The following is a 26,490-nucleotide window of genomic DNA, read 5'->3' on the forward strand; positions in this document are numbered from 1 at the left end:
ACGCGGTGTCGGTTGGTGGAGCAGATTCAGTGGGCAGTTGGTCCGGTGTGATGTGGCGCTGTCCGATCCACATCAGAACTACCAGTTCAGCTTCACTAGTGTCCTAGCCGTGTCGGAATATCAACGAAAAATCACTCCCCAAACCCTAACCCCGCCAAAGCATCTTGAGCCAGGTGTGAAAGTTGACTTTCACTGTATTAATGCATGTTCGGCATCCTCCAAATTTCGTCGAACGCTAGCGCTCCGATAGTTTGAGTTCGTCTCATTATGTCGGACTCGTCCCAGGTTTCATTTGAAAGAGCTCCGGCAGTATCGGACATCGGGCTCCTGTCTTTGATAATCTGCCGTTTTTCCGAATAGGGCTTGTTTGCGAGATCTCGACCATTAATCCGGTTGTTAACAAGAAGAAGATTTCCGATTGACCCGACCGTCATCTCAAGATCCGGATCCTCTTTCGCGGCAGATTGAGGTAGCAGGTGTTCGATCGACGGACCATCGATCTTAAAGCCGCCATGTTGTGTTTTTGTGAGTCTTTCCAGTGTGTACTGAATTATTCTCTTGTCTGAATTATTTCGCTTGGTGTATACGAATCGGTTTTCGAATGCCAGCATGAACTGGTCTCGACTAGGAGCCCTTTCGATTAGTTTGTTTGTTATGGCCCTCAGTACTGCTGCCTGTTCTCCGGGGGAATTGGATGCTGCATGAAGATCTCTTGCCGCCTTAGCGTACATTTGCGAAACCCCGCCGCTGCTTGTTAACTTTGAGACTATCGTATATTGGTAATGGAAAGACTCTATCACATTCAGCATTGTATTAAATTTCCCAGGTTTCAAGTGCTCTTCTCGCACGGCGCGGACGAGGGCTAGTAGCAAGGGGGCGGGCTGCACCACTCCGAAGAGTTCGAGGCCACGGAGTGCCTGCTCTCCTTCGACTAGATTCCCTCCCCAGTCTGAAAGTATTTCAGGAGTCATTGCTTGCCGATAATACTTAGAGTCCTTTTCCAGCCATAATAGGTGTTTTTTGGCCGATTCTTTGTCGGTGATTTTACCTTTGAACTCACTGAACAGGTGTTGTTCGGACGTGTAGTCGTTTCTAGATAGCCACCAGTGTTGCAGGTATCTGTTTGGATTTAAACGTCGGTGCTTTTCTGTGGCTTCAAGTTGTGCTCGCATTGATGTCCACTGAACTTTGGGGCCGTCGGCGAGAACATTCCCGGAACCTCGCGATAGGCTAAGAAGATGATTCTTAAGAAGGTCGACAACTTCGAGATTCTTACCGCGACTATTGATCGTTTCGAAGATTGTGTACGCATCATCCTCATTGTCGTTAGTAATGAGAATAATTCGTAGATCTAGCAACTGTTTTCTCAGATGCTTGAGTTGGTTGATTTGAGCTTCGCGATTCTCTTCTTTGCTCAGAAGATCTTCGATGTTTTGTTGGATATTCTTGTTGATTGTGTCAAGATTCCTTTCCTCTTCGGTTCTTGGCTTCATAGTCCTATTTGGAGATTGTTGCAATATTGCGTGAGGGAAGTAGTTTGACCCATTCTCGACAATTAGCGAGAATGTCACTTCCCCGTCGTCGTTTTGTTTCTGAATGAGCTGATGTAGTGCGCTCGCAAGGTCATTCTCGTCGAATTCTGCAAATTTGTCTCTGATAGCGCACAGCATCATCATGATAGTGGTGAGACGTTGCTGCCCATCGACAACGCGTGCGACGTGGGAGTCCCGTTCTTGCCATATCACCATTGGACCGATAAAATATCCAGTCGATTCATCTTTTGTTAGATCTCGCCAGAAATCAGCAAAATTGTCTCCGTCCCAACTGAACGGTCTTTGAAAGCGAGGGATGACGTAGTAGTTGTCATTTCGAAGCATGTCTCGGAGCGTCGTCTTTGACGGCTCGAACTGGATTTCAGGCATCAGTTCTCCTAGGTGATTGTCTCCCAGGGTCAGACAGATTTCAAGTATCTGCTTCAGACCTGGGGGTGTCAGACGCTGTTGTCTTGACGGATAGAATCATAACGCTAGATGAGTGGCTTTACGCAATACTGGGACGACTGTGGAATAAAAGACGAACGAGTTATGGGCTTAAGGGTGGCAATAGTGATAGATAATGATTCAGGCGGGGAAGTCATTTTTTTGTAACGCCTGGATAACAATTTTTGCGGAACTGTTGACATTCTCATGTTCCCATATGTGGACGACCGTCCACCCAAGGGCACCGAGCTTTTCGTCGGTGTCGCGGTCGCGGGCCTGGTTCTTCGCGATCTTCCACTGCCACCACTCGGAGTTTCGGCCGGGCATGGTCCCGTGCTCAGGGCAGCCGTGCCAGAAACATCCGTCTACCTGTACCGCCACCTTCTTCCCAGGGAAGGCAATGTCGACCTTGCGGCGCGGAATCCCCGGAACTTTGTACTGCACCCGATAGCGCAGTCCCATCCGCCACAGAGTCCGCCGCAGTTCCATCTCGGGTGAGGTGTCGCGCCGAGACAGGCTGGAGTAGCGAGCGCTCACCTTTGGATCTGCGGGCTTGTCTCGCGCTGGTTCGGGAGCGTGCAGTGGGTTGGACGCGCCATCATCCGATGGTGCAGCCATGCATACATCACCTCGCCAGTAGCTTGCGGACCGCCTCGTCAGGGCTTGTGGGAGCGGCATCCACTGCGTTGAGGATACGGCGCCCGGACGCCGTCGACTCGAGGATGCGGCGGTCTCGGTCACAGTGCATCTTGAGCATGTTCCAGACCACGCCTACGTTGACGCCGTTCCCCAGTTGCTTGTAGGTCTTGGCGTCGGGTTGGCCGGCAAAAGAGAACTCATCCGGGAACCCCTGAAGGCGGGCGGCTTCCTGCGGTGCCAGCCGGCGACGCTGCTTCCCGACGATACTGGTCTGTGTGATAGCGACGAGCGCGGGAACGTAGGTGGCGGGCTTCGCGCGTAGACCCGATGGGCGGAAGTGCATGAGGCAGTCCCAGAGGGACTCGATGTCCTGTGCCTGCCACTCAAGCTTACGGCGCGACGGCGGAAAGTCCTTCACGCCAGAGGTGGTCATCCAGGCTCGACACCAGGCTGCGTTCTCGGTAAAGAGCTGCGCGTTCTTGCGTAGGAAGTTCATCTTCCAGGCGGGAACGTCATCGAGCTCTCCCGACTCGATCTGGATCTCCAGGTCCTCGGTCGTCTGCCAGGCATCGACCCAGATGGGGAACCCCGGTAGCTTCTTCCCAGGGTTGTGGTCGCGGAACCGCTTCACCCACTTGTCCCAAGCATTGATCCAGTCCTTCTCCGCCCTCGACAGGTCGTAGCCCTCGACGTCAGCGAGCAGGTAGTCGTCTATCTTCCAGTCGACTGGTTTATCGGCGTACAGCTCTCTGGGCCTCGCCACTGGCTGGGGGGCTGTCGACTCGATACCTTCAGGGTCATACGTGGCGGTGATGAAGACTCGCTCCCTGACCTGGGGTCGCCCTCCCCGCTCTGGGCCGAGTTGGTGCGGCGAGAGGATGGCGGGGGTGTCTGCGATGCGATACCCCTCTTCCCTCAGGGACTTGACGATGACCTCCCACTCGTGTGCGTGGCGCGGTCCGGCAAGGTTTCGAACGTTCTCGAGAAGAAGCACTGTGGGGTGACGTTCCTGGACGATTTTGAGGATGTTGAAGTAGAGCGTGCCCCGCACCTCGTCCAGCATCCCAGCTTGGGCGCCGGACTTGGAGAAGGGCTGGCATGGGAACCCCGCGGCAAGGATGTCATGGGGCTGGATCCTGTCGGACACGCCGTCGTCGTTGGCGTCGACCGTGATGTCACCGAGGGCGTCGATGCCCCAGTTCTGCTCGTAGATGCGGGCTGCGTCCTTGTCGATCTCGACCGCGTAGGTGCACCGGCCACCCATCCCGGACAGAGCAGCGTGGAAGCCGCCGATCCCTGCGAAGAGGTCGGTGTAGGTGAACTTCTCGGTCATGAGCCAAGCTAAACACATGTTCGAGCTGAAGGGAAGCTCTGTTCACCGTGAGCTTGGGCTCACGCTGCGAAGTCATGCTGTGCCATCACAATCCCCGCCTCCTGAGCCTTGCGGAGCACCAGATCCAGCTTCGGCCTCCTCGGCTTGCCGCTCGGCTGGTGTCCTTGTCTGAACACCTTCAGCACACCATCGGCAAGTGCTTGTTCGACCTCGGCGGTTCCCTGGAAGACGTACGCCTGCAACGTGACAGGGTGCAGAGAGACCTTGAGCCGCCGAGGACGCGGGGACCTCGATTCGGAGGCGCCTCGCATCTTCCGGTGCCAGGCGTCGAACTCGATGAAACCGTCAAAGGATGAGGCTCCGGACAGGATCAGGAAGCCGATCGAACCACGCTCGTCAACGCACTGCAGGATGGACTCGTGGTCGTTGAGCAATGCCTCGCCAGACACTTTTTCAGGGGAAGCAAGTTTCTCCTGCCCATGGGTCTTGAGGTCCCACACGAAGTTGCGGGCGTAGTCAAACTCGGTGGCGCCGATGCGGACTGGCCCTCCGCCGTAGGCGTTGATGAGAGCAGGGAGACCCACGAACTCGAAGTACCAGCCCGCCCATTCTGTTCCTCTTGCCTTGCTGTACTCACTCTTCAGCATCTCCTGGACGCATGCCCTCCCGTCCCAGTGAGATGGGCAGGATGCTGCCAGCGCTGCTACGAGTAACCGAGCCTCCTGCTGCAGACGGATCAACTTAGTGCCGTGGCCGTGGAGCACCCGCTGTTCAGCCCCTGCAAGAACAGCGTTGAGCCCATTGAGTGTGACGGTCTGACCAGAGGACCAGCACGAGTCGTTCCAGGGCATGTCAAGCGCTGCCGCGATGGCTTCGGCGAGCTTGGTCTTCGTCAGTCGGGAGTCGAGAGGTAGGCCGAGGTTGTCAACGAGGTCCGTCAGCACCGACTTCCTCTCCTTGCTTCCCGGGCCCAGATCCTGCGGACGTCCGCCTGTGATCGAGGAGATACGCCGAACCGCCTCGAGTTTGTCGCGTGCGGGAGCGAACCAGTCAGGCAATGTCGGGATGACTCCACGCATCTCCCGTACCGCCCGACGCTGAAGCTCAGCCTCAGTCGCAGCCAGGATGGCGTTGAGCCCTCGCAAGGTGATGGTTTGCCCCGTTGAGGAGAAGGAACGATCCCATGCTTGGTCGAGCGCTTCGAGTATCTGACGTGCAAGTACGTCCTTCGGTGCGCTCTCGTCAACATCGAGCGAGAGGCACTCGGCAGTCTTAGTCAGTACCGACTTCTTCTCCTTGCTGCCGGGACCTAACGGCTCGGCTGGAGCCTGCGCGGCGGCGTAGAGCCTCGCGACCGCCTCAAGCTTGGACTTGGCGGGGAGGAACGACGATGTATCCATGAGCGGATCGTAGAACTGCTTCTTCGACGTGGCGTGACTAATGAGAGTTTTGTCCCGAGCGGTTGTTCTCCCGTTTACCCATCCACCCGCACCAGCCGGACGATGCCGGTTATCTGAGCGGCCGTCGTCCAGGCCAGGATGATGAGTCCGGCAGAGGTGACCTCCGCCCGCGATGCGTCCGCCGTCAGCCAGATCTGGGCCGCCTGGCCCGGTAGCCGGCGGGCGGCGTCGCCCAGGAACACGGCCAGCTGCGGTGCCAGAATCACCAGCACCACGGCCGCCGTGGACGCACCGATGACGCTGCGCAGCGCCGCACCGAGCCCGGCCGCCAGCAGCAGCGCAGCCGTCAACCAGACCACGGTCCTTCCGCCGGCCCACAACGCCGCCGTCGAGATCGTCGGGCACGCGGCCAGGCTCGCCCCGACCAAGACGCTCGACGCCACCAGTCCCGTACCGGTCAGCACCATGAGCCGTGCCGCCGCCAGCCGTCCTCGCGCTGGCGTCACCAGCAGACTCGTCACGCCCTGCGCCGTGGAATGCTCGGCACCCGCCGCGGCCACACCGGCCGCCACGAAGCCGATCTGCACCGCCAGCGTCCACATCGGAGCGATCGCCTCGAATCCAAAGTCCCGCCCATCCACCACGTTCTGCGGGATCGACATGACCATGGCGACCGCAGCCGCGCCCGCCACCGCCGCCGACCACCACATCGCCGGCAGCGTCACCACCTTCAGCAGCTCCGCGTGCAGTGCCCGCCCCCAGGCTGTCGTCACCCCTGCGGTAGCCCTCACCCTGCTGGTTGCACCGGCTCCGCTCATGCGTCCCGCCTCATCCACACCCAGCAGCACACCGCCGCGCACCCGCCCGCCCACGCCGCGCAGACGGAGGCCGCCATCGGGATCGACAGCAGCTCGACGAGCCGGTCGTAGTTGAGCGTCGCCGGGTTCGCAATGAGCCGCACCGCCGCCGTATCCGGCAGGAACCGGGCCGCATCGGTGGACTTAATGAGCAGCACCCCCGGCGAGAGCATCGTCGACATCGCGACGAGGACCGTCATCGACACCAGCGCGCTGCGTGTCGCCATCGCCAGTGCCATCGACGCCATCGCCGAGAACACCCACCACGTCAGGAGCCCCGCCAGCATCCACCACGGCACCGGCTCGAAGGGCACGCTCGACCCCAGCAGGTGCCGGCACAGCGAGTAGGTCGCCGCCCACGCCACCGCCAGCAGCACCGTCGCAGCCCCCAGCACCACAAGCAGCTTCGCGGCCACCGACGCCCCGCGCCGCGGCTGTACCAGCATCGTCGTCGTCACCTGTCGCGGAGCGCTGGAGGCCCCGCTCGTGCGCGGATCACTCGCGTACTCACTGACTACAACACTCACCGCCAGCACCACGATCCCCGTCGTCCCCACGTACAGCCCGATGATGCCGACATTGCCCAGCTGTGCCGGCGCATCCGGGTCGCCGGCCGCCAGCCGCGCCGCCAGGTCATGATCCGTGTAGTACTCGATCAGGAGCGGCAGGACGATCGCCAGCGCTGCCCCCAACCAGGCCCCCGGCAGGCCCACCGTCTTGCGCACCTCCGCCTTGAGGGAGCGCACCAGCGCCGTCGCCGCGCTCATGAACGGCCCCCTTCCTCGCGCTCGGCCCTGCCGGCCCGACCCTCGACCCTGTCCCCGGTCGGGGCAGTCAGCGAGAAGAAGGCATCCTCCAGGTTTGCGTGACCCGCCGCGACATCCCCCAGCGTCCCGGCGGCCCGCACCCGCCCGCCGGCGATGACAACGACGTCGTCGGCCACCTCGCCCAGCTCGGCCAGAACATGACTGGACAGCAGGACCGTGCCCCCGGCGTCGGCCCGCTGCCGAAGCAGCGAGCGGATCCACCGGATCCCCTCCGGGTCCAGGCCGTTGACCGGCTCGTCGAGGACCAGCACCTCCGGGTCGCCCAGCAGCGCCGTCGCCAGCCCCAGGCGCTGTCCCATTCCCAGGGAGAAGGTGCGCACCCGCCGCCCGGCCGCATCACTCAGCCCGACGACGTCGAGCACCTCGGCCACCCGGTGCCGACTGATTCCCGCGCCCGAGGCCACCCAACCCAGGTGACCGCGCGCCGTGCGCGAGGGGTGCGCGCCCGAGCCGTCGAGCACCGCCCCCACCGTGCGCAACGGCTCGCGCAGCTCGCGGTAGGGGCGCCCGCCGATGAGCGCCCGCCCACCGTCGGCCCGGTCCAGCCCCAGCAGACACCGCAGGGTCGAGGACTTCCCGGCGCCGTTCGGGCCCACGAATCCGGTGACGCGGCCCGGACGGGCCTCCAGGCTCACGCCGTGAAGCACCTCCCGCGCCCCGTGCCGCTTGACGAGGTTCTCAATACTGATCATGGGTCAACTCCAGCGCGCCGAGCGGCAGCGCGCATCGGCCGCCCAGCCGAAGTGGTTCCACCGCCTCAGACCCAAGTCCGTCAGACCCCGGTTCGATGAAGCGTCCGGGCCGCCTTCCTAGACTGGCCGCGTGCCTGTCCCCGATGCCCCTTCGCGCCACTCGCCGCTCGGGCGCGCCATTACCGGGCTGACCGTGGTTGTCTTCGGCCTGGGCACCATGGTCGGCTTCTCCCCGGCTCCTTCTCGGCGCGGCCAGATGACGCTGCTGCTCGTCATGGCCGGGCTCGTCGTCGCCTCCCTGTGGCTGCTGCGGCGCGACCAGCGTGCCTACGAGCGGCGCCTGGCGCAGGAGACCGCCGCGCGCGCCGTCGCCGAGGACCGCCTCGTCATCGCCCGCGAGCTGCACGACGTCGTCTCCGGCAACCTCGGCGCCATCACCGTGCGCTGCGCCGTGGCCCAGCGCCTCGAGACCACCCCCGACGGGCTGCGGACCGCACTCGACGACGTCGAGACCGCTTCCCGCGAGGCCACCGACGCGCTGCGGCGCATGCTCGCCGTCCTGCGCGACGAGCACACGTCCCCGACGCCCGGGGCAGTGGCGACGGTCCCTGCGGGAGCTCCGGGCGGCGCACCGCTTCCCGAAGCCGCTCTTATCAGCAACCTCGCCGAGACCCTTCGGGAGCCGATCGGCAAGGCCCGCCGCACCGGCGTCACCGTCGATCTCGACGTCGATGCGTACTCCGGCACAGAAGCGGACGTCGACCAAGCCGCGACGATAACCGACGGCCTCCCGGCTCCGACGACTCAAGCCGCTGTCCGGGTCGTGGCCGAGGCCCTGGCCAACACCGCCCGCCACGCCGGCCCCACGCGCGCCCGCGTCACTCTCCGGCAGGAGCCGGGACGGCTGCGCATCGCCATCGTCGACGACGGCCCGGTCCCCGAATGGGAGCCCCACCCCGGGGCGGGGCAGGGGCTGCGTGGACTTCACGAGATCCTGACCCCGCTCGGCGGAACCCTGACCACCGGTCCCCGCGCCGACGCCCCCGGCTTCGCCATCGAGGCGACGCTGCCCGTCGAACCCCACGGGAGGCCCCATGACTGAGGCCGTTCCCGGGCCGGAAAGCCCCTCCATCCGGGTCCTCGTCGCCGAGGACCAGGCCCTCCTGCGCACCACCCTGGCCGCCCTGCTCGAGGCCGAACCCGGCATGAGCGTCGTCGGCCTGGCCGAGGACGGCTCCCGCGCGGTTGCCCTGGCCGCCGAGCTGCGCCCCGACGTCGTCCTCATGGACATCCAGATGCCGGGCCTGACCGGCATCGAGGCCACCACCCTGATCTGCGCCGACCCGGCGCTCGCGGCCACGCGCGTCCTCATCCTCACCATGTTCGAGATCGACGACTACGTCCTGGGTGCGCTGCGCGCCGGCGCCTGCGGATTCCTGCTCAAGGATGCCTCCCCGCAGGCTCTCGTCGACGCCGTGCGCACCGTCCACGAGGGACAGTCGCTGCTCAGCCCCCAGGTGCTGGCCCGTCTTATGGACTGCATGCCACGCACAGCATCGGCTGGCGCCTCCCGTAGCTCCTGGGCCAGTGATGTCGAGGACCTCACGCCCCGCCAGCGTGAGGTCCTCCTGCTCATCGCCCGGGGCCTGTCCAACAGTGAGATCGAGGTCGAGCTCGGTATCACCCGGGCCACCTGCCGCAGCCACATCACCGCACTCCTGGCCCGCCTCGGTGCCCGAGACCGCGCCCAGCTCGTCATCGCCGCCTACGAGTCCGGCCTCATCAGCGCCTGCTGAGGCTGCTGCCCGCGACTCTGCTTGAGGTGAGTGGCGTCTTCGGCTGAAAAGTGTCCATATGGGACGACTTTGACGGCTCACTCGCACAAACAGAAGTGCGTTTGTGCGGGTCAGGGCGTTTTGGGTAGTTGCGTTCCGGCGATTGGGGCATTCAAAGTCGTCCCATACGGACAAAATCTGCTCAAGAGCCGTCGCCGTTGTGCTTGAGTGCGGCTTGTTGACGGTGCTGCTCGGAAACCGTCAGTGGGGTGCGACCGAGAGGGCGGTGATGCCGTGCCCTCGGGGACGACGCCGGCACATCGCCTCAAAGGACACGGCTATCCGAGGATCCTCCCGCCCGGCCCCGGCGGGCTGATCTCATCCCCGCTCTGTGAAGACCAGCCGGCGCTGCGCCACATAGCTGGCCACGTAGATGGCCCCATCGCCGAGTACCTTGGCGATCCCCAGCGGGATCCCGACTGTGGTGAGCGCCTTGAGCACCAGGTAGCTGGCCGCCAGCAGGCTCACTGCCAGGATCACGTACCGCACCGCCGTGCGCACCACGGTGCCGCGCCGCGCCCGGAAGACGCGACGATTCATGAAGAAGTTCGCCGTCCCGGAGATCAGTCGCGCCCCCACGACCGCCGCCAGCAGGTTGCCGGTCATCGCGAAGATGACCATGACACCCAGCCAGTCGATCCCGAAGCTCGCCAGCGACGCCCCCATGAACCGCAGCAGCGGAGCATAGATACGAGCCGAGTCCTGCAGCGGGCGGAAATGGGAGGAGGTGTTGCCCGGCTCGTAGACCGTGGCGATCTCCACCTGCTCCACCACCAGCCCCAGCTCGTGGGCGCGCAGCAGGGCGGAGAGCTCGTACTCGTAGCGGTCTCCGGGAACCTTCTGCAGCCAGTCCAGGCGCCCGGCGGGGTAGCCGCGCAGGCCCGTCTGGGTATCGGCCAGCCTCCAGCCGGTCGCGCCTCGGAACAGCAGGGCGGTCACATCATTGCCTATCCGACTGCGCAGCGGCACCGGCCCGGTGAAACGCCGCACCCCCAGGGTCATGTGCCCGGTCTCGCGCACCCTCGCGGCCACGGCCTCGATGTCCGAGGGCGTGTGCTGCCCGTCGGCGTCGGCGCACACCACGTCCGCGTCGGGCCAGGTGGCGGCCGCGTGAGCCAGGCCCGTGCGCAGCGCCTGACCCTTGCCCTGGTTGACCGGGTAGTTGACCACCTGGGCGCCCCGGGCGCGGGCGGCGGAGAAGAAGGGGGCGTACTGCGGCCCCGAGCCATCGTCGACGACCAGCACCGCGCAGTCCCGACGCGCCCCACGCAGGCGGGCCACGAGTGCGACCAGGCGCTCATCGGGCTTGTAGGCCGGGATGAGCACCACGAGAGTCACCGTAGCCCGGGGACGGGGTGCACCACCGACCCGCGGCGCGGTCCGGTTGCCCGCCGACCGGTTGACGGAGGTCCGGTTCGCGGGGGCGATGACCCGCGGCAGAACGCGCGGCGAGGTCTGAAGGGCTGTGTCGGTGCCGTTCATCTCAGGATCCGTTCGCGATGTAGAGGATGTCGGAGGTGTCGCGCTCGCCCCCGTTGGAGGGCTGGTTGATGATCGAGCCGTTGAAGTACATGGCCGACGAGCCGCCGCCGTCGATGTTGTAGGCGCAGGCGCACCCCAGGTCGGCCATGATCTGGGCGAGCTCGGTCATGGTCACGCCGCGCGAGTAGCCCTCGCTGCGGCCGTCGACGACGACGAGCTTGAGGTGGTTCTTCTCCACCCACCCCACGGCGGTGCGCGGCTGCTGGCCCTGGATGGAGTGGTTGCCGACGTTGGTGTCCACCTCGACCTGGTCGATGCCGGAGAGCACCTTGGAGTTGTTGACCAGCGCCGGCCCGAAGGACAGCGTGTTCCACACGCCCGCGTCCAGAAGCGTCTGGGCCTTGGTGGTGGTTTCGTCGTAGACCTCCACGCGCCCGTCGCTGTAGAAGGCCATGCCGTCGCGTGTGCCACTATCGCGGTAGATGACGCCGTTGCGGATGAGGATGCCGTCGCTGCGGAAGCCGTAGTAGTCGCCGTTGATGGCCAGGACGGCGTCGTGCTCGGAGGCCATCGTGCTGGGCTTGGCAACGATGTTGGTGCCGTAGGAGTTGTTGGCGAAGGCACTGCGCAGGTCGGTGGCGTTGGTGAGCTTGACGTCGGCCACGTAGTAGGTGACGGTGTCGCTGCCCGAGCCGGTGGAAACCCGCTGAATCTCGATGCTCGTGTTCGATGAGGAGTAGGAGTCGTCCCCGACCTTCACGTTGGTGGCCGGGGTCGCCGGGGAGCCGGCCGCGTTCTGCGCATTGGCCTCCAGGGCGGTGACGTCGCCGACCTCCACATGGTCGATGACGAAGCGGTTGAGCGCCCAGGCGCTGGTACCGGTGGCGGCCAGTCCCAGGACGGCGGCGCCACCCAGGAGGAAGCGGCGGCGCGGGTGCTTGCTGGACTTCGAGGAGCGGTCGCGCCGGCCGGACTGGTGGTCCTGGCCGGACTGGGGCGGCTCGGTCGGGTTGAGGGTGTCGGGGCTGTGCATGACTCAACCGTGTCGGCGCCGTGTGTGTCAGGCGTAGGTTGACCTTGTGGGTCTCCTGTGAAGCCGCGGCGGGCCCAGGGGCCGCCCGAGCGCAGGGCTAAGGCGTCCCCGCTATGCCGCAGCCCTTCGACATCGCGCCGGTTGGTCCAAGAACCGGTTGGAACGACGTCGGAGAATGGCTCCGCGTCGGGTGTCAATACTTCTGGAAGGTGAGAACCTTGCGTCAAGATTGTCCCTGAGGAGCATCACTGAGATCCGGCCCGGGCGTACAGTGATGGGGGCAAGTAGCCGGTTCCCGCCGTGAGAATCTGCGAAGAAGGAGGCAACCGTGTTGACGGGACGGACTCAGCGCACTTTCCGCATTGCCATCGTGGTAATCAATATTCTGGTGGCCGTCGCCTCCTTCCGTCGGGGAGACACGTCGGCCATGGTCATCGCCATCGCTGTTGCGGCGATCTTCCTGTATCTGCTGATTCGTCCATTCGTCGGCGGCAGGGATGATGACCGCGACGACCGGACTCCTCCGAGCTCATGAGCGCCGTCGACGACGCCACCCACCTCCTCGAGGTCGAGGGCCTGTCCGCCTGGTACGAGCGCGATCACCCGGTCCTCACCGACGTCTCCTTTGCCCTCGAGGCCGGCGAGGCCGTGGGCCTCATCGGCCTCAACGGCGCCGGCAAGACCACGATGCTCACCTCCCTGTGCGACGTCCACCGCGGAGCGCGGCTCGGAGTCCTGCGTTACCGGGGCCGGGACGTGCACCCTGGCGACGAGCACTTCAAGGCCGCCCGCTACCTCAGCCTCGCCGACGACTCCTCCTTCCCCACCTGGAACCTGGAGGCCTTCATCGGCTTCCTCGAGCACGCCTACCGCCTGCGCCCGGACCGCGGCCGCCTCGAGGAGCTGATCGAGGGATTCGACTACGGTCGCTACCGGACCACCTCCTTCTCCCGGCTCTCCAGCGGCTCACGCAAGAAGGCCAACCTCATCGCCGCCTTCTACCTGACCTCGTCCCTCCTCTTCCTGGACGAGCCCGTCGACTTCCTCGACTTCACCGCCACCGAGTTCCTGTACCGCAGCATCAACGACGCCGCCGCATCCGGCCGCTCGATTCTGCTCAGCTCCCACATCGCCGAGTCCTTCACCCGCTGCACCCGGCGCCTCTACGTGCTCTCCGCCGGCCGGATGACCGGTCCTTTCACCACCCCCGAGGACTCCGATGCCGTGGCGGCGCTGGTCAGTTAGCCGAGCCGCCCTGAAGGCGGTGACGGGGCAGTTCGTGGGGCGCCAGAGCGTCCTGGGCGCCGTCATTCTGTGCGCCCTGGCCACCTGGTTCGGGGCGTCGACCGACCTCCGCGTCAACCCGCGCGTCGCGGTCACCGGACTGGTCATGGCCGCCGTCGGCCTGACGGCCACCATCGCCTCGACCTGGATCGGCTCCGGGCGCTGGGACGACCTGGCCCGCTTCCCTCTCCGGCGTGACGAGCTCGCCCGGGCCACCTGCCTCGTGGTCAACGCCGTCGTCCTGCTGGAGGCGGTCGTGCCCATCGTCCTGTTCGTCCTGCTCGCCGGTGGCGGAGGAAGTGGCCGGAGTCCCGGAATGGGCATTACTGCGACGACGGCCGTGGAGATGGTCGCCGTCGGGCTGGGGGCCGGGGCACTGGGGCTGATCCTGTGGGCGGGGGAGAGGATCTGGCTGCGCTGGACGGCCGCTGGGGCTCTCGTCGTCGGGACACTCCTCTGGTGGCTCGCGCCCGCGGCCTCGGCCCTCCTCTTTGTGGCCTGCGCTCTGACTGCGATGGCGCGTTCCCGAGATCTGCGAGCGCGCCGCACACAGGTGGGAACCGTCCGGGGTGGCCGCCGCAGCCTGGTCCTGGGCGAGTTGGCCACCGTGCGCACCACGCAGGTCAATACCCTCGTGATGCTCGTCGTTAGCCTCTTCTTCACCTACACCATGGCCCGCCGCGGTCTGACGGTCTCGCTGCCCATGGCGCTCATCGTCACCAACACGCCGTTGAACGCCTACTTCTCCCGCTATCCCAGCACTCGCGCGGTGGTGCTGGCCGCGCCCGGATCGAGGCGGGTCTTCATGGCCTACGCCAGAGACCTCACACTGTTGTACGCAACGTCCAGCTGTCTGGTGGGCGCACTGATCGTCTGGCTCGGAGGCGGTCTTGCGGAGGCGGTTGCAGCCGGAGTGGCAGCCTCACTCGCTGGGGCGACGACGGCGGTCCTCCTGGAGGTCTACCGGCCGCTGACGGGCTGGAAGTCCGAGCGTGACGTCATGCGTCACCCGCGCAAGTACCTCCCTTCGGTCGCCGCGCTGCTCGCCGTCATAGTCGTTCACGCGCTCGCGCCGTAGCAGCCTCACAGGGCCTTCGAGGCTCGTCGCTGTCGGCGCCACTGTGCCAACCTCCATGTGTCCCCCATGTCAGTTGTTCGACCTTACTAAAATTAGATCGACTAACTTGGCAAATTAACTGAGGTGGACCTAAGGTTCTGGGTGATTCGTCTCCGTTCGCCCGTCACCGAAGGACTTCTATGCGCCGTCGTACCCTGCTCATGGCCCTCCCGCTCACCGCCGTCCTCGCCAGCTGTGGAGTCGCCTCCCGCGCCGGCAAGGGCTCCAGCGCCGGCGCCTCCTCAGGCGCCTCCAGCAACGGCGGTTTCGAGGTCACCGACATCGTCGGCCGCAAGGTCACCTTCAGCGCCCAGCCCAAGAGAATCGTCCTGAGCGAGTCCCGCCACGTCTACTCCCTGGCCTTCCTCAACAAGACCAACCCCGTTGACAAGGTGGTCGCCTGGGGCGAGGACCTTCAGAAGGCCGCCCCCGACTTCTACGAGAAGGTCCTCTCCGTCGCCCCCAAGGCCGCCGAGCTGCCGAAGATCGGCAACATCGCCAAGGACGGCCTGCCCATCGAGACCCTGGTGAGCCACAAGCCCGACGTCTTCGTCATGACTCTGGACGCCTACAACTCCGCCAAGGAGAAGGGCTACCTCGAGAAGCTGGACGGCCAGAAGATCACCTACGTCGTCACCGACTTCCGCCGCGACCCGGTCAAGAACACCGTCCCCTCGGTCACCCTCATGGGCGCCATCTTCGACAAGCGCAAGGAGGCCGAGGCCTTCGTCGCCTTCTACAAGAAGCAGGTCGACCCCATCGTGGCGAAGGTGAAGTCCCTGACCTCCAAACCCACCACCTTCCTGTGGCGCGGCCCGGGCGTCAACGACCCGGGCTCCACCTACTCCACCGCGAACCTCGGCGCGATCGTCACCGCCACCGGCGGCACCAACATCGCCGACAGCCTCCTGTCCGGCGAGGAGGGCGTGCTCACCCCCGAGCAGGTCATCGCCTCCAACCCCAAGAACATCATCGCCACCGGCGGCGAGTGGCAGCAGCAGAAGATCAAGGACACCGCCCAGACCAGCTACGTCCACCTCGGCTACAAGGCCGACGAGGCCTCCGCCAAGGCCAGCCTGGAGCAGCTGAAGAACCAGCCCGGCTACGACAAGATCCAGGCCTTCACCGACAGGCACGTCTACGGCATCTACCACCAGTTCTACGACGCCCCCTACAACTTCATCGCCTACCTCACCTTCGCCAAGTGGCAGAACCCCGAGGCCTTCTCCGACATCGACCCCGCCAAGGTCTGGAAGGACTTCCACGAGCAGTACATGCCCTGGAAGGCCGAGGGCGTCTTCTTCGCCGCCATCTGATGGGAGCCTCCAACGTCACGGCTCCTTCCGACGACGTCGCAGCGCACCAGTCCGATACCGCTCAGGTACCGGGCGGTGCGGCGTCGGTGACGAAGGCTGACGGGCGGGCCGGTGCGCCCACGGACACGGCGGCGTCGGCCTACGCCGCCTACCGCCGTCGAACCGTGCGGCGTCTTGCGATGCTGATGGGTCTGGCCACCCTGCTCCTGGTCGTCTTCCTCGTGGCCCTCATGGTGGGGCCGCTGGGGTTCAGCCCGGCCCAGGTGCTCGGCTCCCTCCTCTACGCCGACTACGACCCGTGGGTCGCCAACATCGTCATCAACCTGCGCCTGCCACCGGCGCTCCTGGCGGTCCTGGTGGGTGGGGCGCTGTCCCTGGCCGGCGTGCAGATGCAGACGATCCTCGACAACCCGCTGGCCGAGCCCTTCACCCTGGGGATCTCGGCGGCCTCCGCCCTGGGGGCGGCGCTGGCCATCGTCACGGGCCTCGTGCTGCCTGTGGCCACCGGCGCCACTCTGCCGATCGTGGCGATGACGGCGGGACTGGCGGCCTCCCTCACCATCGCGATGGTCTCGAGGCTGCCCTCGGTGACCAAGGAGATGACGATCCTGCTGGGTATCGCCCTGGTCTTCAGCTGCCAGGCGCTCCTGGCGCTCGTGCAGTACCGGGCCTCCACCGAGAGCCTGCAGCAGATCGTCTTCTGGTCGATGGGCTCCCTCATGCGCGCCACCTGGCCGGCCGTGGCCACCGTCTCGGTGGCCCTGCTCGTGGCCACGCCCGTCTTCTGGGTCAACGGCTGGCGGCTGACCGCCATCACCCTGGGGGAGGCGCGCGCCGCGGCCATGGGCATCAACGTGGCGCGCCTGCGCGCGTGGACCCTGGTCGGGGTCTCGCTGCTGGCCGCCCTGTCCGTGGCCTTCGTGGGGATCATCGGATTCGTGGGACTCGTGGGACCGCACATGGCCCGCGGCCTGGTGGGGGAGGACCAGCGTTTCCTCGTGCCCGCCTCCATCCTGTGCGGCGCCACCCTGCTAACCGCCGCCCACGCCGCCAGCCAGGTCATCGTGCCGGGTGTCGCGGTGCCGGTCGGCATCCTGACCGCCCTGGTGGGTGTGCCGGTGTTCCTCACCATCATCTTCGGACACCAGCGTTCGGTGGTCAGGAGCGGTTCATGAGCCTGACACTGGACAACCTCACCTTCTCCTACGGCAGGCGGGCCGTCCTCAAGGGTGTCGACGCCACCTGGGAGACGGGCCAGACGGTGGGGCTGCTCGGCCCCAACGGCGCCGGCAAGTCCACCCTGGTCACCTGCGTGGCCCAGCTGCGCCGCTACCTGGGGGAGGTGACCTTCGAGGGTCGCCGGGGCCACGACCTGCGCGGCATGATCGGCTACATGCCGCAGGGCCTGCCCGGCGACGCCGCCCTGACCGCCCTGGAGTCGGTGCTCACCGCCTCGCGGCGCGGGATGACCTGGCACACGAGCCGGGCCGACATCGACCTGGCCTGGAATGCTCTGGACGAGCTCGGGGTGGCCGAGCTGGCCGACCGCCCACTGGGCCAGCTCTCCGGCGGCCAGCGCCAGCTCATCGCCCTGGCCCAGACGCTCGTGCGCGAGCCCGGGCTCATCCTGCTCGACGAGCCCACCTCCGCCCTCGACCTGCGCCGCCAGGTCTCGGTGCTCTCCCACGTGCGGCGGATCTGTCACCGGGACACCGGGCGCCTCGCCGTCGTCGCCCTGCACGACCTCAACCTGGCGGCCCGCTTCTGCGACCGCCTCGCCATCCTCGCGGGCGGGACGATCCTCGCCGAGGGGCCGCCCGCCGAGGTGCTTCAGCCCGACATCCTTGCCGAGGTCTACGGGCTGCGGGTGCGGATCGTGCCCGACGGCGACCACGTCATGGTCGCCCCCGAGGCCGAGCAGGGGGCTTGAGCGGGGGCCTGCCGTCAGGCGTTCCGGCGTCGCATGAGGGGGTCTTCCCCGCCACGTTCCTCACCGTCCTGGCTGCGCTCAGGAGGCTGAGCGCAGCCGAGTCGTCGGCAGAGGCAGTTCGATGGCGCCAATGAGGTCCACGGACTTGGCGATGCCGGTGGCCGACAGGTCCTCCATCGCTCTGGCCACGATGACGCGGTCCCGGTGGATCTCGCGAATCCTGACCCGTGCCCAGCTCTCCTCGCCCGTCTGCGGATCCTCCTCCTCCAGGAGCCAGTCCTCCGCCAGAAGCCGCAGGCCGATCGCATCCAGGACCGCCTCGGCCTCATCGAGCTCCATGGCCTCGCCTCGCTGGACCCACAGCCGGTCGTAAGGGATGAACCGGCCGTCCGCACTCATCTCGATATAGCCCACGTGCTCGCCGTCCTCGCGACGCAGATGATCGAAGACGTCCTCAGGATCGGGCAGGCCTTCCGGTGGCGGGGCGCTCATGCGTGCCAGGCTACCGGGCCGATGAACGCCGCTACGTCAGCGCAGGCCTGTCGCTTCCGACGTGGTCGGATCGTCCTCAAGCCACGAGTGGCTGATAGCGCTGACGGGCGGCCTCGCCGGAGGTTCCGACCATATTTCCAATAGCTGCCCAGGACATCCCAGCGTCCCGAGCACCTCTGATGGCGTCAAGGATGTCAGCCTCGCTCAGGCCGTGCTTCAGCGCCGATCTGGCAATGATCGGATCGTCCACAGATCCAAGGTAACTTGTGATGTGCTGTGTGGTCGAGGGTTGTGCCTTCGGGGTGGCGCTGGTGGTTGCCGCAGGTTTGACCGCCCGGTGAGCGTGCGGATGCCGCAGATGTGTTGGCTGACATCGGTGTCGAGCGGGGGTGCTCATGCGTGCCAGGCTGGTTGACTCTGAAAAGTCGTCAATCATGACACTTTCGGCAGTGTGCGGGGCTGGGTGGGCTGATCGCGAACGTACTTTCGCGACGAGGACTGCGTTCTCCCACAGAACTCGCGGGTGGGACCTCAGTCATCTGCAGGAAATCGCAGTCCTCGCCGGGTATCGCAGTTCCCGGTGTGCGGCCGGTGGGTGTGCTGCTCTGGCGTAGTTGGAACCGTTCGCCGCGCTGCCGTGAGCGGGTGCTTCACGCGGCCGGCGGCTTGTGATGCCGTGTGTGTCATAGGTCACTATCAAGTCTGGGAATGGACTGCGGTCAGTCAAGGTTGAGCCAGTCAGACTCAAGGTTGTATGTAGTCAAGTTGACAGAGCCTGACTCAATCACAATCCTGAGTGCATACGACTCAACCTGAAGGCGCCGGACCTCCCGGCCCTCACTGCAGACATCAACCAAGCAAGCACAAGGAGCACACCACATGGCACGCGCTGTCGGTATCGACCTGGGTACCACCAACTCTGCTATCGCCGTCCTCGAGGGTGGCGAGCCCACCATCATCCCCAACGCCGAGGGCGGCCGCACCACCCCGTCCGTCGTCGCGTTCTCCAAGTCCGGCGAGATCCTCGTCGGCGAGATCGCCAAGCGCCAGGCGGTCACCAACGTCGACCGCACCATCTCCTCGGTCAAGCGCCACATGGGCACCGACTGGTCCGTCGAGATCGACGACAAGAAGTACACCGCCCAGGAGATCAGCGCCCGCATCCTGGCCAAGCTCAAGGCCGACGCCGAGGCCTACCTGGGTGAGCCCGTCACCAACGCGGTCATCACCGTCCCGGCCTACTTCAACGACGCCGAGCGCCAGGCCACCAAGGAGGCCGGCACCATCGCGGGCCTGACCGTGGACCGCATCGTCAACGAGCCCACCGCCGCGGCCCTGGCCTACGGCCTGGACAAGGGCAAGGAGGACGAGCTCATCCTCGTCTTCGACCTCGGTGGCGGTACCTTCGACGTCTCCCTGCTCGAGGTCGGCAAGGACGAGGACGGCTTCTCCACCATCCAGGTGCGCGCCACCAACGGTGACAACCGCCTGGGCGGCGACGACTGGGACGCCCGCGTCGTCGAGTGGCTGGTCAAGCAGGTCAAGAGCAAGGACGGCGTGGACCTGTCCAAGGACAAGATCGCCATGCAGCGCCTCAGGGACGCCGCCGAGCAGGCCAAGAAGGAGCTGTCCTCGGCGACCTCCACGAACATCAACCTGCAGTACCTCTCCATGAGCGAGTCCGGTCCCATCCACCTCGATGAGAAGCTCACCCGCTCCAACTTCCAGGAGATGACCGCGGACCTCCTCGAGCGCACCAAGATCCCCTTCCACAACGTCATCAAGGACGCCGGGGTCAAGGTCTCCGACATCGACCACGTGGTCCTCGTGGGCGGCTCCACCCGCATGCCCGCCGTCGCCGACGTGGTGCGCGAGCTGACCGGCCGTGATCCCAACAAGGGCGTCAACCCCGACGAGGTCGTCGCCGTCGGCGCGGCCCTCCAGGCCGGCGTCATCCAGGGCGACCGTAGCGACGTCCTACTCATCGACGTCACGCCCCTGTCCCTGGGCATCGAGACCAAGGGCGGGGTCATGACCAAGCTCATCGAGCGCAACACGGCCATCCCGACCAAGCGCTCCGAGGTCTTCTCCACCGCCGAGGACAACCAGCCCTCCGTGCTCATCCAGGTCTACCAGGGCGAGCGCGAGTTCGCCCGGGACAACAAGCCGCTGGGCACCTTCGAGCTGACCGGCATCGCCCCGGCCCCCCGCGGCGTGCCCCAGATCGAGGTCTCCTTCGACATCGACGCCAACGGCATCGTCCACGTCTCGGCCAAGGACCGCGGCACCGGCAAGGAGCAGTCCATGACCATCTCCGGCGGGTCCGCCCTGCCCAAGGAGGACATCGACCGCATGGTCAAGGAGGCCGAGGCCCACGCCGAGGAGGACAAGAAGCGCCGCGAGGACGCTGAGACCCGCAACTCCGCCGAGCAGCAGGCATACTCCATCGACAAGCTCCTCAAGGACAACAAGGACAAGCTGCCCGAGGACGTCCACTCCGAGGTCTCCGAGGCCGTCGCCGACCTCAAGAAGGCCCTCGAGGGCGACGACATCGAGCCGATCAAGACCGCTCAGGAGAAGCTGAGCTCGGTGGCCCAGAAGGTCGGCGAGGCCCTCTACCAGGCCGACGCCGCCGCCCAGGCCGCGGGTGACGCCTCCGGCTCCGCCTCCTCGGCCGGGGCCGCGTCCTCCGACGACGAGGACATCGTGGACGCCGAGATCGTGGACGAGGAGGACTCCAAGTGACCTCGGCCGGCCCCACCCCCGAGAACGAGGGCATCGACCCCGAGCTCCAGGCGGCCGTCGAATCGGCCTTCGAGGAGGTGCCCGACGACGTCCGTGAGGAGCTCGCCCAGGGCTCTGCCGAGGGCGAGGCCGGCCAGGTCGACGCCGCCTCCGATGAGGAGGCGGCGGGGGAGGACCCCCTGGCCCAGGCTCAGGCCCAGGCCGCTCAGGCGGCCGACGACCTGGCCCGGGCCCGGGCGGACCTCTACAACCTCCAGCAGGAGTACCAGGGGTTCGTGCGCCGCTCCCGCGAGGGTGCGGCCTCCCACCGGGACGCCGGTGCCGCCGGCGTCGTCGAGGCCCTCATCCCGGTCCTCGACGAGATCGAGCTGGCCCGCCAGCACGGCGACCTGACCGGCACCTTCGAGACCACGGCCGGCAAGCTCGAGACGATCCTGGCCGAGAAGTACTCCCTGGAGCGCTTCGGCGCCGTGGGCGAGGTCTTCGACCCCACGCTGCACGAGGCCCTCATGGCCACCGAGTCCAGCGAGGTCACCGAGCCCACCATCGCCACGGTCCTCCAGCCCGGATACCGCCTGGGTGAGCGCGTCGTGCGCGCCGCCCGCGTCCAGGTCGCCAACCCGGCCTGATACCCACCGCACCACTCACCCCGGCCCGACGGCGGACCCGGGCCAGCGCGTCTGGCGGGTCCGGGTCCGCCGTCGGACGGGAGGTGCACCAGGACTCCCGAGGCCCCAGGGCCACGGCGACGTCCCACCCTCATCTTCAGCTTCAGTAAGGAAACCCCCACGATCACCCAGATAAGGAGGCGGTGACGCGACTATGGCCAGTCAGGACTGGATGACCAAGGACTTCTACGCGGTCCTCGGCGTGAGTAAGGACGCCGACGCCGCCGCAATCAAGAAGGCCTACCGCACGCTAGCGAAGAAGTACCACCCCGACCGCAACCCTGATGACGCCGTAGCGGCGGAGAAGTTCAAGGAGATCGGGGAGGCCTACGCCGTCCTGTCCGACGAGGCCGAGCGCAAGCAGTACGACGCGATCCGTTCCATGGCCGGAGGCGGTGCCCGCTTCCAGGCCGGCGGCCCGGGAGGGGCCGGCGGCGCCGGCTTCGAGGACATTCTCTCCTCCATGTTCGGCGGCCAGGGCGGGGGCGTGCGCTTCGAGACCGGCGGAGCCGGCGGCGCACAGCCCGACCTCGACGACCTGCTGCGCATGTTCGGCGGCACCCCCAGCCCGACCCGCTCCGGTGGCCGCCCCGGCCCCTTCGGCTTCGGCGGTTTCGGCTCCCAGCCCCAGCCGCAGAAGGGCGCCGACGTCCTGACCTCGGCCACGCTGGACCTGCGCGACGCCGTTGCCGGCACCACCGTGGAGCTCACCGCGGACGGGCGCACCATGAAGGTCCGCATCCCGGCGGGCGTGCGCGACGGCCAGAAGATCCGCCTGCGCGGCAAGGGGCGAGCCGGCCTGAACGGCGGCGATAACGGTGACATGGTGGTGACCATCAACATCAAGAAGCACCCCGTGTACTCCGTCGACCCGGTCGACGGCGCCAACCTGCGCATGGACCTTCCGGTCACTCTGCGCGAGGCCGCCCTGGGCGCCACGGTTGAGGTCCCGCTGCTCGATGGCGGTACCTCCAAGATCAAGATCAAGCCCGGCACGTCCTCGGGCACCGTCATGCGCCTGCGCGGCAAGGGCGCCACCACCCGGAAGAAGACCGGCGACCTGCTGGTGACCATCCAGGTGGCCGTCCCCAAGAAGCTCTCCAAGGCTGCCAAGGAGGCGCTCGAGGCCTTCGATGAGGCCATGGGTGACACCGACCCGCGGGCCACCCTCATGGAGGAGGCGGCGAAGTGAGCCGGCATCGTGCGGGGCAGGGCTTGGGGTACCTGGCCGACGACGCGGCCGAGCGCGCGGTCTACGTGGTCTCGGTGGCGGCCGAGCTGGCCGGGATGCACCCCCAGACCCTGCGCCAGTACGACCGGCTCGGACTGGTCAGCCCCGCCCGGACCCGCGGGCGGGGCCGGCGCTACTCCCATCGCGACGTCGAGCGCCTGCGCCGCATCCAGTCCCTGTCCCAGGAGGGCATCAACCTCGAGGGCATCCGCCGCATCCTCGCCCTGGAGTCCCGCGTCGAGGAGCTGGAGGCAGACAACGCCCGCATGCGCAGCCGTGAGGCCGTCGTCCAGCGGATCTTCGCTGCGGCAGCCGACGGCGAGGTCCAGGTCGTCGCCCCCGGTCGCCAAGGCCGTGGACCCACAGAGCGCCGCCCCGAGACGGGGCGTGGACGCACCGCCGCGGCGGCGGGCACCGCGGGTGCTGTGAGTACCGCTCTCGTGCCCATGCGCCGGTGGCACTGACGGGTACCGGACGCGGGCAGTGATGCGGCACTGAGCTCTTCGACCGGTGCGGCGGAAGGCGGCCCACCCCTCGCGCATCATTCTCCGGGCGGATGCAGCCCGTCTTTCGCCGGTCGTAAGGTCCTGCGCATGCGGATGACAACCTCCTTCACCGGTCCTCGGGGCTTGCGATACCCCGCCCCTGACGTGGCCCGTGGCTTCATGCTGCTGCTCATCGCCGTGGCCAACGTTCCGTCATGGAACACGATGCCGAACGGGGCCGAGTCGCCGGCGTCGTCCGTCGACGCCTGGTGGATGTTCGTCCGCACTCTGGTGGTGGACCACCGGGCCTACCCGCTGTTCGCGATGCTCTTCGGCTTCGGGCTCATGACCATGATCAAGCGGCGCATCGACTCCGGAACCCAGACATACCTCGCCTCCTTGCCCGGTGCCCGGGCCGGCCGCGAGGCGATGCCGCACGAGGCGGCCTGGGCCCGCGAGATGGCCACCATTGACGCCTACCGCCTGGTGCGACGCCGTGGCTGGTGGATGCTCCTGATCGGATTCGTCCACGGCCTCGTCTTCCCCGGTGACATCATCGGCGCCTATGGACTGGTCGCCGTCCTCCTGGCCAACCTGCTGGCCCGCAAGAGCTACACGGCGCTCTACATCATCGCGGGCATCATCTCCGTGGTGGCGCTTGGTTCGTACCTGGCCGCGGGGGCCCTGTCGGCAGGCGCCGCCCCGACGGCCTCCGGGGAGGGGGAGCAGGCGATCTCGGTCGGAGCGACGCTGCTCTGGGTCGGCAGCAACATCCTGCAGTGGTTCGTCCTGCTGATCGTGCAGGTCCTCATCGCACTCATCGTTCCCGCTGCGGTGATCGGTGCCCGCCTGGCCGACACCGACCTCATCGCCCACCCGGAGCGGCACCGTCGCCTGCTCGTCTCAGTGGGCCTCGGCGGTCTGGCACTGGGGGCGCTCGCGGCGCTCCACAGCGCGCTGACGCTCGTGACGCCCGCGACGGCTTGGCCGTGGGACTTCGCCACCACGGAGTTCTTCGGCCTGGCCGGTGCCTGCGGCTGGCTGGCACTGCTGGCCCTTTACGCCGGCGGGCCGAGGCCGGACGGCCGGTTGACGGGGCTGCGCCGGCTCGCCTCCGCCGTCGGCCGCCGCTCCATGACCGTCTACCTGAGCCAGACGATCCTCTTCGGCACCATCTTCGTCATCGTCCCGCTCCTGGTAACGGGGAGGCGCCTGTGGGTGGGCCAGGCCGCGGCCGCCCTCATCGCCCTGGGGGTCTGGTTGGCAACCATGGTCCTGTGCGTCCTGCTGGAGCGCGGCGGCCACGCCGGTCCTTTCGAGACCCTGCTGCGCACCGCCGTGGCCCGCAGCGAGCGCAGGCGGGCGACGCTCCCGCCCCCGCCCGCCGTCTGGCCCGGCATGCAGCCTGGAGCGCGGCCGATGATGCAGATGGGGGCGCAGCCGGGAGTACCGGTGCCGATGCAGCAGGGTATGCCGCCGATGGCTCAGCCGGGAGAGCCACCGGTGACCCAGCCGGGTACCCGGCCGACGCCCTGAGCCGGCGCAGCCCCGCGGGCCGTCCGCCGGAAGAATGGCTGTGCAGGAGGCTCCGCCTTTCGACGGAGACGATCTCGGCGCTTAAGGCGGACGCCGGGGAACCACCGGTTTTCATACGGTCGAGTCATGAACACGACGACTTCCTCCGCAGCCTCATTCAATGGTTCCCGCGGTCTTCGCTACCCCGCTCCCGATGTCGCCCGCGGCTTCATGCTCCTGCTCATCGCCCTGGCCAATGTGGGCTTCTGGAGCTACGGCACCGGTCGATTCACGCCGTCGACCGCCGACAGGATCTGGGCCTTCATCAACGCCCTGCTCATTCACGAGCGCGCCTACCCGCTGTTCGCGCTGCTCTTCGGATTCGGGCTGGCCACCATGGTCAACCGGCGCATTGCGTCGGGTGCCGACGCCTACTGCCGGCAGCTGACTGGCGGGCTCCGGGCGCCGTCTGCGGCTGAGGTCGACCAGGCCCGTGAGCAGGCCACCGTTGACGCCCGTCGCCTCGTGCGGCGCCGCGGCCTGTGGATGGTCCTGTTCGGGCTCATCCACGGCGTCTTCTTCCCCTCCGAGATCATCGGCGCCTACGGCATCGTCGCCGTCGCCTTCGCCGGCTGGTTCGCCCGCAAGCACCACAAGCGCCAGCTGGCAGTGTACGCCCTCGTTCTGCTGCTCCAGATCGTGCCGGTGGTCCTGGCCATGCTGTGGGGCCCCGGAGGTGAGGTGGCCGCCTCCACCGCAGCGGGCCCCGATCCCGCGGCACCCACGGGATCGGGCCCAGTGCCGTCAACACTGCCCTGGTTCGTGACCAACGTGGGTGAGTGGTTCTCCCTCGCCCTCGGCGTGGCCTTCACCACGATGGTTCTTCCCGCCGCCTTCCTCGGTGCCCGTCTGGCCGACACCGACCTCATCTCCCACCCCGAGCGCCACCGCGGTCTTCTGGCCGTTGCCGGGATCGGTGGTCTGGCCCTGGGGGCGCTCGGTGCGCTTCACGAGATCCTCGTCCCGCTCACCAGCGCTGAGTCCTGGGAGGCCGACTCCGCCTTGGTCCTGGTCCTGGGCCTGGCCGGGGGCTGCGGCTGGCTCGCCGTCCTGGCCCTCTACGCCGGTGGGCCGACGTCGGACAACCGGCTGACCGGGCTCAAGCGGCTGCTGTCCAACGTGGGGCGCCGCTCCATGACCGCCTACCTGTCCCAGACGGTCATGTTCGCCGGCATCTTCGTCATCGCGCCGCGGCTGACCGGAAGGCCCCTGTCGCTGGGAGTGGCGGGATCCGCGGCGGTGGCGGCGATGGTCTGGCTGACGACCGTGGTCCTGTGCGCCGGCCTCGAGCGGCTCGACATGCCCGGTCCCTTCGAGTCCCTGCTGCGCACGGCCGTTGCCCGCAGCGAGCGCAGGCGCACGAATCCGCTCGCCGAGCAGGCCCCCGTCCAGCGCACGGCCGAGCCTCTCGCGCAGCCGACGAGCGCCGTCGTGCCGCCCGCCCCGCGGCGCGCGCAGGTCCCCGTCGCCCCGGCTCCCGTGGGAGCCTGAGCTGCGAGGTGGGTCCCCGATGCCATCGCAAGGATGAGGAGCCCTGGTCCTCCGGGAGGAGGGCCGGGGCTCGGCCCAC

General features: G+C 66.8%; 24 protein-coding genes. 14 read left to right on the plus strand and 10 right to left on the minus strand.

Annotation, left to right across the window (positions count from 1 at the left end):
- Positions 1 to 197 precede the first annotated feature (197 nt).
- The 7 genes from BKH28_RS05140 to BKH28_RS05170 form a co-directional block, all read right to left on the minus strand.
- Positions 198 to 1,922, minus strand: a complete 1,725-nt coding sequence (locus BKH28_RS05140; protein WP_075417789.1) for a DUF262 domain-containing protein — start codon at positions 1,920 to 1,922, stop codon at positions 198 to 200.
- 198 nt (positions 1,923 to 2,120) lie between these two features.
- A complete protein-coding gene (locus BKH28_RS05145) occupies positions 2,121 to 2,597 on the minus strand; it encodes a very short patch repair endonuclease (protein ID WP_081380046.1) in 477 nt (158 codons plus the stop codon).
- Between the two features lie 7 nt (positions 2,598 to 2,604).
- Positions 2,605 to 3,951, minus strand: coding sequence for a DNA (cytosine-5-)-methyltransferase (gene dcm, locus BKH28_RS05150; RefSeq protein ID WP_075417790.1), 1,347 nt, complete (start codon positions 3,949 to 3,951; stop codon positions 2,605 to 2,607).
- A gap of 59 nt (positions 3,952 to 4,010) precedes the next feature.
- Positions 4,011 to 5,351, minus strand: a complete 1,341-nt coding sequence (locus BKH28_RS05155) for a hypothetical protein (RefSeq protein WP_075417791.1) — start codon at positions 5,349 to 5,351, stop codon at positions 4,011 to 4,013.
- Between the two features lie 74 nt (positions 5,352 to 5,425).
- The gene (locus tag BKH28_RS05160; protein ID WP_075417792.1) at positions 5,426 to 6,169 is read right to left on the minus strand and encodes a cupin; all 744 of its coding nucleotides are present in this window, start codon (positions 6,167 to 6,169) and stop codon (positions 5,426 to 5,428) included.
- Positions 6,166 to 6,975, minus strand: coding sequence for an ABC transporter (locus BKH28_RS05165; RefSeq protein ID WP_075417793.1), 810 nt, complete (start codon positions 6,973 to 6,975; stop codon positions 6,166 to 6,168). The genes BKH28_RS05160 and BKH28_RS05165 overlap by 4 nt, the downstream gene beginning before the upstream one ends.
- Positions 6,972 to 7,727, minus strand: coding sequence for an ABC transporter ATP-binding protein (locus tag BKH28_RS05170; RefSeq protein WP_075417794.1), 756 nt, complete (start codon positions 7,725 to 7,727; stop codon positions 6,972 to 6,974). Before BKH28_RS05170 ends, BKH28_RS05165 begins: the two co-directional genes overlap by 4 nt.
- Positions 7,728 to 7,857: 130 nt before the next feature.
- Between BKH28_RS05170 and BKH28_RS05175 the strand changes: the two genes are divergently transcribed.
- Both BKH28_RS05175 and BKH28_RS05180 read left to right on the plus strand, forming a co-directional pair.
- Positions 7,858 to 8,829 (plus strand): sensor histidine kinase, encoded by a 972-nt coding sequence (locus BKH28_RS05175; protein WP_075417795.1) that lies wholly within the window; start codon positions 7,858 to 7,860, stop codon positions 8,827 to 8,829.
- Positions 8,822 to 9,523: a response regulator gene (locus BKH28_RS05180; protein WP_075417796.1), complete on the plus strand. Its 702-nt coding sequence runs from the start codon at positions 8,822 to 8,824 to the stop codon at positions 9,521 to 9,523. Before BKH28_RS05175 ends, BKH28_RS05180 begins: the two co-directional genes overlap by 8 nt.
- 357 nt (positions 9,524 to 9,880) lie before the next feature.
- Here the strand turns inward: BKH28_RS05180 and BKH28_RS05185 are convergent, their stop codons facing one another.
- Both BKH28_RS05185 and BKH28_RS05190 read right to left on the minus strand, forming a co-directional pair.
- The gene (locus tag BKH28_RS05185; RefSeq protein WP_075417797.1) at positions 9,881 to 11,044 is read right to left on the minus strand and encodes a bifunctional glycosyltransferase family 2/GtrA family protein; all 1,164 of its coding nucleotides are present in this window, start codon (positions 11,042 to 11,044) and stop codon (positions 9,881 to 9,883) included.
- Between the two features lies 1 nt (position 11,045).
- Positions 11,046 to 12,077, minus strand: coding sequence for a phosphodiester glycosidase family protein (locus tag BKH28_RS05190; protein WP_075417798.1), 1,032 nt, complete (start codon positions 12,075 to 12,077; stop codon positions 11,046 to 11,048).
- A 328-nt stretch (positions 12,078 to 12,405) separates the two neighbouring features.
- On the opposite strand from BKH28_RS05190, the gene BKH28_RS05195 reads away from it, so the two are divergent.
- From BKH28_RS05195 to BKH28_RS05220, 6 genes are all read left to right on the plus strand, one after another.
- Positions 12,406 to 12,612 (plus strand): hypothetical protein, encoded by a 207-nt coding sequence (locus BKH28_RS05195; protein ID WP_075417799.1) that lies wholly within the window; start codon positions 12,406 to 12,408, stop codon positions 12,610 to 12,612.
- Positions 12,609 to 13,322, plus strand: coding sequence for an ATP-binding cassette domain-containing protein (locus BKH28_RS05200; protein WP_075417800.1), 714 nt, complete (start codon positions 12,609 to 12,611; stop codon positions 13,320 to 13,322). Before BKH28_RS05195 ends, BKH28_RS05200 begins: the two co-directional genes overlap by 4 nt.
- Before the next feature lie 19 nt (positions 13,323 to 13,341).
- Positions 13,342 to 14,439: a hypothetical protein gene (locus BKH28_RS05205; RefSeq protein ID WP_256695496.1), complete on the plus strand. Its 1,098-nt coding sequence runs from the start codon at positions 13,342 to 13,344 to the stop codon at positions 14,437 to 14,439.
- A 179-nt stretch (positions 14,440 to 14,618) separates the two neighbouring features.
- The gene (locus BKH28_RS05210; protein ID WP_075417802.1) at positions 14,619 to 15,794 is read left to right on the plus strand and encodes an ABC transporter substrate-binding protein; all 1,176 of its coding nucleotides are present in this window, start codon (positions 14,619 to 14,621) and stop codon (positions 15,792 to 15,794) included.
- Positions 15,794 to 16,969, plus strand: coding sequence for a FecCD family ABC transporter permease (locus BKH28_RS05215; RefSeq protein WP_081380047.1), 1,176 nt, complete (start codon positions 15,794 to 15,796; stop codon positions 16,967 to 16,969). The genes BKH28_RS05210 and BKH28_RS05215 overlap by 1 nt, the downstream gene beginning before the upstream one ends.
- Positions 16,966 to 17,724 carry an ABC transporter ATP-binding protein gene (locus tag BKH28_RS05220; protein WP_075417803.1) on the plus strand — a complete coding sequence of 253 codons (759 nt, stop codon included), beginning with the start codon at positions 16,966 to 16,968 and terminating at the stop codon, positions 17,722 to 17,724. Before BKH28_RS05215 ends, BKH28_RS05220 begins: the two co-directional genes overlap by 4 nt.
- Before the next feature lie 78 nt (positions 17,725 to 17,802).
- On the opposite strand, the gene BKH28_RS05225 is transcribed toward BKH28_RS05220, so the two are convergent.
- Complete coding sequence (locus BKH28_RS05225; RefSeq protein WP_075417804.1) at positions 17,803 to 18,216, minus strand: serine/threonine protein phosphatase; 414 nt, start codon at positions 18,214 to 18,216, stop codon at positions 17,803 to 17,805.
- 879 nt (positions 18,217 to 19,095) lie between these two features.
- Here BKH28_RS05225 and dnaK point away from each other — a divergent pair.
- The 6 genes from dnaK to BKH28_RS05255 all read left to right on the plus strand — a co-directional run bounded on the left by dnaK (position 19,096) and on the right by BKH28_RS05255 (position 26,411).
- Positions 19,096 to 20,961 (plus strand): molecular chaperone DnaK, encoded by a 1,866-nt coding sequence (gene dnaK / locus BKH28_RS05230; protein WP_075417805.1) that lies wholly within the window; start codon positions 19,096 to 19,098, stop codon positions 20,959 to 20,961.
- The gene (locus tag BKH28_RS05235; protein WP_075417806.1) at positions 20,958 to 21,590 is read left to right on the plus strand and encodes a nucleotide exchange factor GrpE; all 633 of its coding nucleotides are present in this window, start codon (positions 20,958 to 20,960) and stop codon (positions 21,588 to 21,590) included. Before dnaK ends, BKH28_RS05235 begins: the two co-directional genes overlap by 4 nt.
- Before the next feature lie 193 nt (positions 21,591 to 21,783).
- Entirely contained in the window at positions 21,784 to 22,821 is a 1,038-nt protein-coding gene (locus BKH28_RS05240) for a DnaJ C-terminal domain-containing protein (RefSeq protein ID WP_075417807.1), read from the plus strand.
- Positions 22,818 to 23,324 carry a heat shock protein transcriptional repressor HspR gene (locus BKH28_RS05245; protein ID WP_075417808.1) on the plus strand — a complete coding sequence of 169 codons (507 nt, stop codon included), beginning with the start codon at positions 22,818 to 22,820 and terminating at the stop codon, positions 23,322 to 23,324. Before BKH28_RS05240 ends, BKH28_RS05245 begins: the two co-directional genes overlap by 4 nt.
- 129 nt (positions 23,325 to 23,453) lie before the next feature.
- On the plus strand, positions 23,454 to 24,881 hold the full coding sequence (locus BKH28_RS05250; protein ID WP_075417809.1) for a DUF418 domain-containing protein: 1,428 nt from the start codon (positions 23,454 to 23,456) through the stop codon (positions 24,879 to 24,881).
- A 126-nt stretch (positions 24,882 to 25,007) separates the two neighbouring features.
- On the plus strand, positions 25,008 to 26,411 hold the full coding sequence (locus BKH28_RS05255; RefSeq protein WP_081380048.1) for a DUF418 domain-containing protein: 1,404 nt from the start codon (positions 25,008 to 25,010) through the stop codon (positions 26,409 to 26,411).
- Positions 26,412 to 26,490: the final 79 nt, after the last annotated feature.

This window comes from Actinomyces oris (assembly GCF_001937665.1).
GTDB lineage: Bacteria > Actinomycetota > Actinomycetes > Actinomycetales > Actinomycetaceae > Actinomyces > Actinomyces stomatis.